The following is a 12,581-nucleotide window of genomic DNA, read 5'->3' on the forward strand; positions in this document are numbered from 1 at the left end:
CGCGCAGGGTTCTGCGCGGTTTCGGGGGTTCTTCAGTGTCGCGAAGACGCTTAGTTCTTCGCGTAGAATTCGACCACGAGGTTTGGTTCCATCATCACCGGGTAAGGCACATCGCCCAGTGTGGGTGTGCGCACGAACTTGGCTGCCATCTTGGAGTGGTCGGCTTCGATATAGTCCGGCACATCACGCTCGGGCAGCTGTGTCGCTTCGATCAGCGCCGCCATCTGCTTGGAACGGTCACGGACTTCGATCACGTCACCCTCTTTCACACGATAAGAAGGGATGTTCACAATCTGACCGTTCACGCGCACGTGCTTGTGGTTCACGAACTGGCGTGCTGCGAAAACAGTCGGCACGAATTTGGCACGGTACACAACCGCGTCGAGGCGGCGCTCCAGCAGACCAATCAGGTTTTCACCGGTGTCGCCTTTAACCCGCTCAGCTTCAGCATAGATGCGGCGGAACTGTTTTTCGGTCAGGTCGCCGTAGTAGCCCTTGAGCTTTTGCTTGGCGCGCAGCTGGATACCAAAGTCGCTGAGTTTGCCCTTGCGGCGCTGACCGTGCTGACCGGGGCCATATTCGCGACGGTTCACGGGGGATTTGGGGCGGCCCCAGATGTTCTCGCCCATGCGGCGATCGATTTTGTACTTGGCAGACGTGCGTTTTGTCACGGCTGATCTCCTTCGTTTAAGGTTTCGAAGGGCGTTGTCCTCTTTCCGGATTTTGCCGGACTGACAGGAAACCCCTTGCGGGGGCCACCAACACCAATGAAGCCGCGCTTATACGCAGCCGCAGCCAGGAGTCAACGCCTGATCAGCGCCTTTACCTCTGTGTGTCGCGGGCAGGTTGTCAGGTGATCGTTGACCATGCCCACCGCCTGCATAAAGGCATAGACAATGGTGGGGCCACAAAAGCGGAACCCCTCCTTTTTCAGATCTTTTGACAGCTGCTCTGACAGCGGCGTAAAAGCCGGCACTTCTGCCAGTGTCTTCCAGCTGTTCTGAAGAGGCGAGCCGCCGACATAGTTCCATAAATACGTGTCGAAACCCTCCCGGGCCTCGATCTTCTGCCATACCCGGGCGTTCGAAATGGTAGCTTCAATCTTGCCCCGGTGGCGGATGATGCCAGCATTTCCAAGGAGCCTGTCAACATCAGAAGGCCCCCAGGCCGCAACGATATCCGGATCAAATCCTGCAAAGGCTTCGCGGAAATTCTCTCGCTTTTTCAGGATGGTGATCCAGCTCAGCCCGGCCTGAAACCCATCGAGGATAAGCTTCTCCCACAGTGCCCGGCTGTCGTATTCCGGCACGCCCCAGTCCGTATCATGATAATCCAGATAGATCTGTTCGGGCCCGGCCCAGCCACATCGCTCCATGCTACCCTCTCTCCGGCGCTCTTCTGCTGTTTTTATGAGAACACAGAACAAATTAGAACAAAATGAGAAAATTTACGCAAAATTAGGGTCTGTGGTGCAAATCTGACAGTGCAATTTTCAGGGAGCAGACAGATGCGCAGCGATGACAAAACAGCCCTTGCCGACCTGCCACCGGGCGCCGACAACCCTCTGAATTTCGCCGTTTCGCGGCGGGACCGCCACGCTCTGGATATGGTCGCACAGGCGATCCGTCACAAGCAGGTTCTGCTGGCCTATCAACCCATCATGCAGTCGCGTGATCAGAGCAAAGTCGCTCTGTACGAAGGGCTTATCCGGGTTCTGGACGAGACCGGTCGCGTGATTCCGGCCAGCGAGTTCATGGGTGCCATAGAAAATACAGAGCTCGGCCGTCAGCTGGATACGCTGGCTCTCGGGCTTGGCCTGCGGGCACTGAACGATAACCCCGCCCTCCGGCTCTCCATAAACATGTCCGCGAAATCCATTGGCTACCGCGCCTGGAACCGGACGCTTGACCGATGGCTGTCACGCAACGAGCTGATTGCCGAACGCCTTGTGCTCGAGATCACGGAATCCTCTACTATCATGGTGCCCGAGCTTGTGGTCGACTTTATGGACCGCCTGCAGTTGCGCGGCATCAGCTTTGCCATGGATGATTTTGGCGCTGGCTACACTGCGCTGCGGTATTTCAAGGACTTCTGCTTTGACATTGTGAAAATTGACGGCCAGTTCGTCCAGGGCATCGCTCAGGATCCGGACAACCAGGTGATGACTGCAGCCCTTGTTTCCATTGCGCATCACTTCGACATGCTGACCGTCGCTGAATTTGTTGAAAACCAGGAAGACGCCGATACGCTCGTCAGCCTCGGTGTCGACTGCCTGCAGGGGTATCACTTTGGTGCAGCGACCACCCGCCCGCACTGGCTTGCCGATCGCGGGATGAAAAAAGCGGTCTGATCCCCCCAGAGCTATGCACCTGGCGCAAACCGGCTTACCAGACGGTGCGACCGGACGTCATGTTGTCCGCTTATTTGCCATTCTGTATGCACCACCGTATGGAAGTGGAGGGTCCGCTGCTGCGAGTGCAGTCTTGTCCGACAGGGCCCGACAGACAATTGGCAAAGGACCAGAACACCATGACGAATGTCGTAATCGCATCGGCTGCCAGAACTGCCGTGGGCAGCTTCGGCGGGTCTTTCGCAAACACACCCGCACACGATCTGGGCGCAGCCATGCTGCAGGAGATCGTGGCGCGCGCCGGTGTAGATGCATCAGAAGTATCCGAAACAATTCTCGGTCAGGTGCTGACTGCTGCTCAGGGTCAGAACCCCGCCCGGCAGGCCCATATCAACGCCGGTCTGCCACAGGCAAGCTCTGCCTGGACGATCAATCAGGTCTGCGGCTCCGGTCTGCGCTCTGTTGCACTTGCCGCTCAGCATATCCAGCTGGGCGATGCGGACATAGTAGCCGCGGGCGGACAGGAAAACATGACACTTTCGCCACACGCCGCATCACTGCGCGCCGGTCACAAAATGGGCGACATGCAATACATCGACACGATGATCCGCGATGGCCTCTGGGATGCATTCAACGGCTATCACATGGGTCAGACAGCTGAAAACGTTGCAGAAAAATGGCAGATCAGCCGCGATCAGCAGGATGAATTTGCCGTTGCTTCACAAAACAAGGCCGAAGCGGCTCAGAAGGCCGGCAAATTTGACGATGAGGTCTTCGCCTATACGATCAAAACCCGCAAAGGCGATATCGTTGTCGACAAAGACGAATATATCCGTCACGGCGCAACGATCGAGGCAATGCAGAAACTGCGCCCCGCATTTACGAAAGACGGCTCTGTAACTGCTGCGAATGCATCCGGGCTGAACGATGGCGCCGCCGGCGCATTGCTGATGTCGGCAGACGAAGCCGAAAAGCGCGGCATCGAACCACTGGCACGGATCGCAAGCTATGCGACCGTTGGCCTTGACCCTTCGATCATGGGCGCAGGCCCGATCTATGCCAGCCGCAAGGCGCTCGAAAAAGCCGGCTGGAAGGCAGAGGATCTGGACCTCGTGGAGGCGAACGAAGCCTTTGCTGCACAGGCGTGCGCCGTGAACAAGGACATGGGCTGGAACCCGGAAGTCGTCAACGTGAACGGCGGCGCTATCGCCATCGGCCACCCGATCGGTGCATCCGGAGCGCGCATTCTGAACACGCTGCTTTTCGAAATGAAGCGCCGGAATGCCAGAAAAGGCCTTGCTACGCTCTGCATCGGTGGCGGCATGGGCGTTGCCATGTGCCTCGAACGCCCCTGAACCAGCCCGGGCGGCTCCTGAAAACGGCGCCGCCCAGCTGACCTGCCCGCCGGTTACTGTACCGGCATCGGAAACCCATCACAGGAGAACTAATCAATGTCGCGAGTCGCACTTGTCACCGGAGGCAGCCGCGGTATCGGCGCCGCCATTTCGAAGGCTCTGAAAGACGCGGGCTACAGCGTTGCTGCAACATATGCCGGCAACGACGAGGCCGCTGCAAACTTCACCAGCGAGACAGGTATCAAAACCTACAAATGGAACGTTGCAGACTATGAGTCCAGCAAGGCCGGTATCGAAAGCGTCGAAGCAGACCTGGGGCCAATCGACGTTGTCGTGGCAAACGCAGGTATCACGCGCGATGCCCCGTTCCACAAAATGACGCCTGAGCAGTGGAAAGACGTCATCGACACCAATCTGACAGGCGTGTTCAACACCATCCACCCTGTGTGGCCCGGTATGCGCGAGCGCAAGTTCGGTCGGATCATCGTGATCAGTTCGATCAACGGACAGAAGGGCCAGTTCGCTCAGGTGAACTATGCCGCAACCAAGGCTGGTGATCTCGGAATCGTAAAATCACTGGCACAGGAAGGGGCGCGTGCTGGCATCACAGCCAACGCGATCTGCCCGGGCTACATCGCCACCGACATGGTGATGGCCGTGCCGGAAAAAGTCCGCGAGTCCATTATCGCGCAGATCCCGGCAGGCCGTCTGGGTGAACCGGAAGAAATCGCGCGTTGCGTGGCCTTCCTTGCCTCAGACGACGCCGGCTTTATCAACGGCTCGACCATCTCGGCAAACGGCGCTCAGTTCTTCGTCTGAGACCTGTTACTGGACAGCAAAAGGGCCGGTTCCCCAGTGGAACCGGCCCTTTTTTCATCCCGTAAGAACGCTGCAGACGTTCAGCGGGAAGAAGAGTGAAACAGCCACCGCCATGCATCGCGCATCGCCTGCGCACGTTCTTCATGAGCACGTTGCATCGCTGTGCGGGTCGTCGGGTTTGTCGTTGCTTCGAGCATTTGTGATATCCTTATCCGATTGGGATCAGTGTTTCTGAACTGAAGCCAATATGGCATTCGCTAACAAAACCGACAAACGAGACTTTTCAACACTTCACATAAGATATATTTAACTGAAATGATTGATCGCCTCCCTCCGCTGACCGCTCTTCGCGCTTTTGATGCGGCTGCCCGGCACATGTCGTTTGCAAAAGCCGCAGAAGAACTGTCCGTGACACCGGCGGCGCTGAGCTTCCAGATAAAGTCACTTGAAGAACATCTGGGCGCACAGCTTTTCCGTCGTCTGAACCGGGCTGTGGAACTGACCGACGCCGGGGTTGCACTGGCGCCCGCTGTGGCCGATGGCTTTGCTACACTGGCTGCCGGCTGGCGCGCGGCGCAGCGTCTTCAGGATGAACAGACCCTGACCGTAACCGCTGGCCCTGCTTTCACCGCCAAGTGGCTTGCGCCGCGTCTTTACGAGTTCGCTCAGGCCCACCCCGAGGTCGAACTACGCTTTTCCGCCTCGCTGAAAATGATGGATTTTGCGCGGGACGCAATTGATGTGGCGATCCGCTTTGGTTCAGGTGATGACCCCGGTGTTTTTTCATTGCCACTGGCCGAAGAATGGGTAGCGCCGGTGATGACACCGGCTTTCGCAGCCAGATATCCGACCGCTCAAAGCCTGACCGAGGCGCCACTGATTTTCGACGATTCGATCAGCTTTCTGAATCCGTCCTGCGACTGGTCCGCATGGTTCCGCGCTATGGGTATCGACTTTGTACCATCACACGGGCCCAGATTCAGTCAGGCCGATCACGCCGTGGACGCGGCCCTTGCCGGGGTCGGCATCGTGCTGGGACGCCGGGCCCTGGTCGTCAAGGACGTAGACGAGGGCCGTCTTGTCATGCCTTACGGGACCGCAATACCAACAGGTGCCCGGTTCAGATTTCTTTGCCCCGAGGGCACCGAGAACCGGCCACAGGTCAAAGCTTTTCGTGAATGGATGCTGGCGGAGATCGATAAGACATCGCATATTACGGATGCTCTGACGATCATCGATACAGCCGGTAAATAGCAGGCGCGGCGCGGGTGCGCCGACGCCCGGAATGCGTCTAGTTTGTCAGACGGCTGATTTCTTCTTTGAGTTTGAGTTTCTGTTTTTTGAGGTCAGCGATTTCGAGGTCGTCAATGCCAGGAGCCCGCTGGGCCTGCTCTACGGCATCACTGAGAATTTCATGTTTCTTTTTCAGCTGGTCAACATGTGCTGCTACGCTCATTCAGTCCTCCATTTGTCTACGCGTAAATTGGACCACACCCTGTGACACAAGTCACGCCGCAGTCGCAGCATGGGCACAAAAGCAGTTAAAAATGTCTTAATTTCGCTCAGAATGGCAGAGAAGCGCCTTCTCTGAGCACTGCACGTATAAGTGGAACATAGCTTTCGCCATCGTTTTCATGGTGTGCCCCCTCATGGAGAATCAGTGGTGCATGCAACCGGAAAGCACCCCGGCCTGATTTACGCGCGCGCACAATTACCCGATCCGGAGCCCGTCCCTGCCGTGCGCTCAGAGGCAGAACCTCGACAGAGCCCATGTCATGTTCCAAGGCGCCCAGAATGTCCGGCAGTCTTTCACATCGATGGATAAAATGTGCCATTCCCCCTGGCGCCAGACGCTTGCCCGCCACGCGGACCCAGGCAGCCAGCGGTGTCTGCTCGCCCCTTGCCTTCTGTCTGGCCACGTCAGGTGACGCCCGGTAGGCACCGCTGGCATAGTAGGGCGGGTTGGCAACGACATGGCTGAACTGCCGCTGGCGTAGGTCAGATGGCAGATCAGCAATGTCAGCGGCCACCACCTCCAGCGCGTCGCCGCCATTGCGGCGGGCAAGTTCCGCATATTTCTCCTGGAATTCGACGCCGGTCAGGGACAGCTGCGGCACACGCGCACCAAGACACAGGGCTGCTGCACCGACACCACAGCCAAGATCCAGTACGGTTTCTCCGGGTCTGGCCGGCACGCTGGCCGCAAGCAGCACCGGGTCAATACCGGCACGGTAGCCGCGGACAGGTTGCCACAGGTGCAGCCTGCCGCCCAGAAACGCATCGCGTGTCAGATCGTCAGTCACAGACCGAGCGGGATTTCGTTGTCCCGCATCACGCGTATCGCAGCATCGTGATCATCTGTGCGCACCATCAGCCTGCGGGGGAAGATTCCGATGCCTCCCTCGAGCACGCTCATGTTTACGTCCATTTCAAAGCAAGCTATATCCTCACCCTGAAGAAGGGCCGTAGCAAAGGCGATAACTGTCGGGTCGGTGCTGCGCAAAAGTTCCTTCATATCAGGGATGTAAGGACAGTTTCGATCCGTGTCGAGACCAGCCGCCGGGGAAGTGATGCAAAAGACAGAGAATTCGCAGAAACCGCATGACAGGATGGCCGAATGGCTGGCCGCCGACATGGATAGTGTAAACACACTGATCCGCACGCGTATGGCCTCGGAACATGCGCCGCGCATCCCCGAAGTGACCGCACACCTGGTCGATGCGGGTGGTAAAAGACTGCGCCCGATGCTGACACTCGCTGCGGCACATCTGTGCGGCTACAAAGGTCCGTTTCACATCAATCTGGCAGCGACAGTAGAATTCATTCACACTGCCACGCTGTTGCACGACGATGTTGTCGACGAGAGCGGCCAGCGCCGGGGTCGACCAACCGCGAACCTGCTGTGGGACAACAAATCATCCGTTCTGGTCGGGGACTATCTGTTTTCCCGCAGTTTCCAGCTGATGGTGGAAACCGGATCGCTGCGCGTGCTCGACATTCTGTCGAACGCCTCTGCAACAATTGCCGAGGGCGAGGTTCTGCAGCTGACGGCCAGCCAGGATCTGGCGACAACAGAAGAGATCTACCTGCAGGTGGTGCGCGGCAAGACGGCGGCACTCTTTTCTGCGGCAACAGAGGTAGGCGGGGTAATAGCAGATGCTCCGGAAGCCCACGTCAGAGCCCTGTTCAGCTATGGCGACGCCCTGGGTATTGCGTTCCAGATCGTAGACGATCTGCTGGATTTTCAGGGTGACACCGGCGCGACCGGTAAAAACGTCGGAGATGATTTCCGTGAGAGAAAGCTCACGCTCCCGCTGATCAAGGCGGTGGCACAGGCCGATGCAGAAGAACGCGCGTTCTGGGTCCGCACAATCGAAAAGGGACGGCAGGAGGAGGGCGACCTCGAGACTGCCCTGTCGTTGCTGCATAAGCACCGCGCGCTCGAGGATACCGCCGCAGAGGCACGTATGTGGGCAAACAGTGCACGGGACGCACTCGGGCCACTGCCAGATCACGAGATAAAAACAATGCTGTCTGATCTGGCCGACTACGTCGTCGAAAGGATCAGCTGAGGCGCGGCAGTGCCAGTTGTGTCTGTGATCCCAGTTGTGTTGCAGTGACCCACCAGTCCGGATGAGACTTACGAAGAGACAGCGCCGCAGTCTGCGCCTGCTCTTTGGTGTCATATAATCCAAAGCATGTCGCGCCCGAGCCGGACATCCGGGCAAGAGCGCAGGCAGGTCCGGCACGCAGTGCCGCCAGTGCGTCAGAAATGCTGGGCTCGAGCCGCATTGCCGGCTCTTCGAGGTCATTACGCTGTTCAGCCAGCCAGCAAACAAACGCATCCTTGCTTTTGAACGACGTTGCGGTGTCAGGCATTGGCGGATTGTCCCGGCGTCGCATTGCCCGAAACACCGCAGGCGTCGAAACAGGGCGTCGCGGGTTGATGAGCACTGCATCAAGCGTCGGCAGACTGTCGATTGGTTGTATCTGCTCTCCGATCCCCCGCACCCGCGCATATTCGGACAACAGGCACATCGGAATGTCAGCACCCAGCGCCATCAGCCTGTCGCCCAGAGGCGCCAGCGACGATGTACTGAAGTCAGGTTGTGTTTCACCTTTGCTCAGGTACAGAAGCAGCCCCCTGAAAGCGGCAGCAGCGTCCGCCGATCCACCACCAATACCCGACGAGACAGGAAGATTCTTGGTCAGCAGAAACGACACGCCCGGTACATCATCGAAAAGACCCGCGGCTCTCAGGATCAGGTTGTCCATATCGGCAGGAACGTCCCGGGCTTCCGGTCCTTCGGTGGTCAGCGAAGGAGTATTTCCCTGCTGGATGAACAACCTGTCTCCCACATCTGCAAAGGCCACCAGGCTGTCGAGAAAATGGTATCCGTCGTCCCGCTGACCTGTGACGTGCAGGGTCAGGTTTACTTTGGCGGGGGCAAAAACGCTGACCGCGCGGGCAGGCGTCATCCGTCGTTGGCCACTTTCAGAGGCTCAGCGCCCTCTTCTTCGAGCACCTGGTCCAGACCGACCTCGAGCTTGCGGCGGATACGGTCAGGATCAGCGTCATCAGAGACATTTTCCAGATCAACAAAAGACAAGGCGCGCGCCCACTGGAATTCCGCCTCGCGATACCGCCCAACGGCCCAGTAAACGTCGCCGAGGTGGTCATTTACGACCGGGTCGACCGGCATCAGCTCCACCGCGCGCTCCATATGAGGCACGGCCTCTTCAAAACGGCGCAACCGGTACAGCGCCCACCCAAGAGAGTCGATGATGTATCCGCTGTCGGGGCTGGCCGCGACGGCCTGTTCGATCATCTCCAGCGCTTCGTCGAGTTTGATCTGCTTTTCCACAAGTGAATAGCCCAGATAATTCAGAACCTGTGGCTGACCCGGATTGATGTCGAGCGCCGCACGGAAGTCAGATTCAGCAAGTTCCCAGTTACCCAGCCGTTCATTGGAAATCGCACGGGCATAGAGCAGGAACCAGCTTGAGGCACCGGTGTCCCGTGCCAGTTCCACGGCTGCGTCATATGCACCCACTGCCTCTGCGAACCGGTCCTGTTGCCTGTAGGCATCTCCGAGCGCTGACTGCACTGTTGCCAGCGTCCCGTGGCTGCGGGCCAGCTGTTCCAGAACCTCAATCGATGCATCGGGCCGGTCAGAGCGCCGCAATGCAGCGGCACGACCAAGCTCTGCGGCATGATAGGCAGGGTGATCGGAAGGCACTTCGCGATATACTTCGATCGCCGGGCCAAACTGCCCGAGACTCTCGAACAACTGAGCCGTCGCCAGCAGAGCGTCCACGTGATCCGGGCGCAGGATACGCGCAGCCTGTGCATAGAGGATTGTAAATTCCGCGCCCGCTTCTCCGCGCAGTGCGTCCGCCACTGTGTAGAACACTTCGGCAAAACCGTCCTGCACAGATGTGACATGGCTGAACGGCAGTACCGTTCCGCTCCGCAGCTTTTCGATTACCACGTCTATCTCGGGATCAGTGGCGCCGGCAAACATGGTCTGCAACAGCTCCAGGGCCTCATCAAAGCGGCCGAGCTGCGACAGAACCTCGACCCGCGCCATCACGCCCCGGCGGGTCTGCAACGCCGCACGCGCATTGTCCGAACCATAGATCGCCTCCGCGCCCTCAAAGTCCCCGACAGACGCCAGTGCGTTCGCTTCATGATACAGCGCAAAACCTTCAAGGCCAGGCTGGTTCCGGACTTCTTCGAAAGCCGCCAGCGCATTGCTGACTTCGCCCTGGCCCATGAAACTCCATGCGCGGAGCAGACCATCCACGAGCGGTCCGATGCCCCGCCCCTCTTCAACCGGCGCGGTCATAGTGCTGAAGGCACCCTTGCGGATCATATCGACCTTGATAACCAGCTCGGCAACCTGGTTGCTCTCGCCCGCACTCTGAAGCGCCTGGGCAATCGGCAAAGCACGATCGACCTCGCCCAGTGCCATCCGCGCGACAACGGCGCTGGCCATCAGCTGCGTGTTACGCGGATCACGGGCCAGTGCCCGGGTATAATAGGCGGCAGCCTGTTCAAAATCACTGTCCATCGCAGCGGCACGTGCTGCCAGATACGCGCCCGCCACAGATTGGGCGGCGGCCGGCACCGCAAGGGCAAAGCAAATGGCCACGGCGGCCAGCGGACGGAAAAGCACACGCATAACAGCGAACCTTTTTGTTTTTGACTGCCCCGTCAGGCTAACAGGTTCGCGTTCAGGCGCAATGCCTGGTACGGTGGATGGCGCCACGGGCACCACCCCCTGCTTACATGTTGGGATAGTTTGGGCCATCTCCGCCCTGCGGCGTGGTCCAGGTGATGTTCTGCGCCGGATCCTTGATGTCACAGGTCTTGCAGTGCACACAGTTCTGAAAGTTGATTACAAACCGGGTGTCCCTGCCCTCTTCCTCGACGAATTCGTAAACACCTGCGGGGCAGTAGCGCGCGGACGGTCCGGCATATCTGGGAAGGTTCGTCGAAACCGGTACATCCGGGTTCTGCAACTGCAGGTGCGCCGGCTGGCTTTCTTCGTGGTTTGTGAACGAGAATGCCACGTTTGTGAGGCGGTCAAACGACAGTGTGCCATCGGGTCTGGGGTAATCGATGGGCGCATGCTGAGACGCCTCCTCCGTCGCTTCGGCATCGGTTTTGCCATGCCCGACTGTTCCAAAAAGCGAAAAGCCCAGAGTGTTTGTCCACATGTCCAGACCACCCAGCATCAGGCTCGCGGTAAGACCGTATTTTGACCACATCGGTTTGACGTTGCGGACCTTTTTCAGGTCACGGCCGATCTCACCATTGCGCACTTCGGTTTCGTACTCCGCCAGTTCGTCACCGGAGCGACCGGCCGCAATGGCAGCGATCGCAGCCTCTGCCGCGGCTTTCCCCGAGAGCATGGCATTGTGGTTCCCCTTGATCCGCGGCACGTTGACCATACCGACCGAGCAACCCAGGAGCGCAACGCCGGGCGCCACCATTTTCGGCATGGACTGATATCCGCCTTCGCTGATGGCCCGCGCGCCATAGGCCACGCGTTTGCCGCCTCTGAGCAGATCAGCCACCATCGGGTGATGCTTGAACCGCTGGAATTCCATGTAGGGAAACAGATGCGGGTTCTTGTAATTCAGGTGAACCACAAAGCCCACGTAAACCTGATTGTTCTCAAGATGATAGATGAAAGAACCGCCGCCGGCATTGCCGCCCAGCGGCCAGCCCATGGTGTGGGTCACGGTGCCTTCGCGGTGCTTGTCCGGGTCAATCTCCCAGATTTCTTTCATGCCGAGACCGAACTTCTGCGGCTCGTGCCCGTCAGACAGTCCGTACTTTTCGATCACCTGTTTCGACAGACTGCCGCGCACACCTTCGCTGAGAAAAACGTACTTGCCGTGCAGCTCCATACCGGGCTCATAGCTGTCGCCGTGGGTGCCATCGGCGTTCTTGCCGAATTCACCTGCGACGACACCTTTGACCTCGCCATTCTCGCCAAAGACCAGCTCGGAACAGGACATGCCCGGAAAGATCTCTACGCCCATCTCTTCGGCCTGTTCGGCCATCCAGCGACAGACATTGCCCATGGAGACAATGTAGTTTCCGTGATTGTTCATCAGCGGCGGCATCGGAAAGTTCGGAATACGCAGCTTGCCGGCTTCGCCCAGCATATAGAAATTGTCTTCGCGCACCGGCACATTCAGCGGCGCGCCACGGTCTTTCCAGTCAGGGATCAGCGCATCAAGGCCAACAGGGTCGAGCACAGCTCCGGACAGGATGTGGGCGCCGACCTCAGAACCCTTCTCCAGCACAACGACATTACAGTCAGCATCCAGTTGTTTCAGCCGGATCGCAGCAGAAAGGCCCGCAGGCCCCGCGCCCACGATGACGACGTCATATTCCATTGCTTCACGTTGGGTGTCGCTCATCGATCAGCTCCCTGTCCTTAAAATGTCCGGCCTGGCTCTGCCGGCGCAACAATCGTTCGCGATTGGCTAAACCACGCGTCAGTCCAATGCAATCACAACCGGGCGTCACAATCAGGCGA

13 protein-coding genes are annotated in these 12,581 nt (G+C 58.6%); 5 read left to right on the forward strand and 8 right to left on the reverse strand.

The window, feature by feature from the left end; all coding sequences use genetic code 11:
• Window positions 1-50: 50 nt before the first annotated feature.
• Entirely contained in the window at window positions 51-671 is a 621-nt protein-coding gene (rpsD, locus tag Q0792_RS09225; protein ID WP_298839302.1) for a 30S ribosomal protein S4, read from the reverse strand.
• 131 nt (window positions 672-802) lie between these two features.
• Window positions 803-1,375, reverse strand: a complete 573-nt coding sequence (locus tag Q0792_RS09230) for a DNA-3-methyladenine glycosylase I (protein WP_298839305.1) — start codon at window positions 1,373-1,375, stop codon at window positions 803-805.
• Window positions 1,376-1,507: 132 nt separating this feature from the next.
• Here Q0792_RS09230 and Q0792_RS09235 point away from each other — a divergent pair, with 132 nt between their 5' ends.
• From Q0792_RS09235 to Q0792_RS09250, 4 genes are all read left to right on the forward strand, one after another.
• Window positions 1,508-2,350 carry an EAL domain-containing protein gene (locus Q0792_RS09235; RefSeq protein WP_298839308.1) on the forward strand — a complete coding sequence of 281 codons (843 nt, stop codon included), beginning with the start codon at window positions 1,508-1,510 and terminating at the stop codon, window positions 2,348-2,350.
• Window positions 2,351-2,529: 179 nt separating this feature from the next.
• A complete protein-coding gene (locus Q0792_RS09240; RefSeq protein ID WP_298839312.1) occupies window positions 2,530-3,705 on the forward strand; it encodes an acetyl-CoA C-acetyltransferase in 1,176 nt (391 codons plus the stop codon).
• Between the two features lie 96 nt (window positions 3,706-3,801).
• Entirely contained in the window at window positions 3,802-4,524 is a 723-nt protein-coding gene (gene phbB / locus Q0792_RS09245; RefSeq protein WP_298839313.1) for an acetoacetyl-CoA reductase, read from the forward strand.
• A 315-nt stretch (window positions 4,525-4,839) separates the two neighbouring features.
• Complete coding sequence (locus Q0792_RS09250) at window positions 4,840-5,778, forward strand: transcriptional regulator GcvA (protein WP_298839315.1); 939 nt, start codon at window positions 4,840-4,842, stop codon at window positions 5,776-5,778.
• A 37-nt stretch (window positions 5,779-5,815) separates the two neighbouring features.
• Here the strand turns inward: Q0792_RS09250 and Q0792_RS09255 are convergent, their stop codons facing one another.
• The 3 genes from Q0792_RS09255 to Q0792_RS09265 form a co-directional block, all read right to left on the reverse strand.
• Window positions 5,816-5,980, reverse strand: a complete 165-nt coding sequence (locus tag Q0792_RS09255; protein WP_298839317.1) for a DUF465 domain-containing protein — start codon at window positions 5,978-5,980, stop codon at window positions 5,816-5,818.
• 106 nt (window positions 5,981-6,086) lie between these two features.
• Complete coding sequence (locus tag Q0792_RS09260) at window positions 6,087-6,827, reverse strand: methyltransferase (RefSeq protein WP_298839319.1); 741 nt, start codon at window positions 6,825-6,827, stop codon at window positions 6,087-6,089.
• Complete coding sequence (locus Q0792_RS09265; RefSeq protein WP_298839321.1) at window positions 6,824-7,039, reverse strand: DUF2007 domain-containing protein; 216 nt, start codon at window positions 7,037-7,039, stop codon at window positions 6,824-6,826. Before Q0792_RS09265 ends, Q0792_RS09260 begins: the two co-directional genes overlap by 4 nt.
• 55 nt (window positions 7,040-7,094) lie before the next feature.
• Here Q0792_RS09265 and Q0792_RS09270 point away from each other — a divergent pair, with 55 nt between their 5' ends.
• The gene (locus Q0792_RS09270; RefSeq protein WP_298839323.1) at window positions 7,095-8,096 is read left to right on the forward strand and encodes a polyprenyl synthetase family protein; all 1,002 of its coding nucleotides are present in this window, start codon (window positions 7,095-7,097) and stop codon (window positions 8,094-8,096) included.
• Here Q0792_RS09270 and Q0792_RS09275 read toward each other — a convergent pair.
• From Q0792_RS09275 to Q0792_RS09285, 3 genes are all read right to left on the reverse strand, one after another.
• Complete coding sequence (locus Q0792_RS09275; RefSeq protein WP_298839325.1) at window positions 8,089-9,003, reverse strand: 4-(cytidine 5'-diphospho)-2-C-methyl-D-erythritol kinase; 915 nt, start codon at window positions 9,001-9,003, stop codon at window positions 8,089-8,091. The two genes, Q0792_RS09270 and Q0792_RS09275, sit on opposite strands and share 8 nt — an antisense overlap.
• Window positions 9,000-10,709: a tetratricopeptide repeat protein gene (locus tag Q0792_RS09280; RefSeq protein ID WP_298839327.1), complete on the reverse strand. Its 1,710-nt coding sequence runs from the start codon at window positions 10,707-10,709 to the stop codon at window positions 9,000-9,002. The genes Q0792_RS09275 and Q0792_RS09280 overlap by 4 nt, the downstream gene beginning before the upstream one ends.
• A 103-nt stretch (window positions 10,710-10,812) precedes the next feature.
• The gene (locus Q0792_RS09285; protein WP_298839329.1) at window positions 10,813-12,462 is read right to left on the reverse strand and encodes an electron transfer flavoprotein-ubiquinone oxidoreductase; all 1,650 of its coding nucleotides are present in this window, start codon (window positions 12,460-12,462) and stop codon (window positions 10,813-10,815) included.
• Window positions 12,463-12,581 lie beyond the last annotated feature (119 nt).

This window comes from uncultured Roseobacter sp. (assembly GCF_947495025.1).
GTDB lineage: Bacteria > Pseudomonadota > Alphaproteobacteria > Rhodobacterales > Rhodobacteraceae > Roseobacter.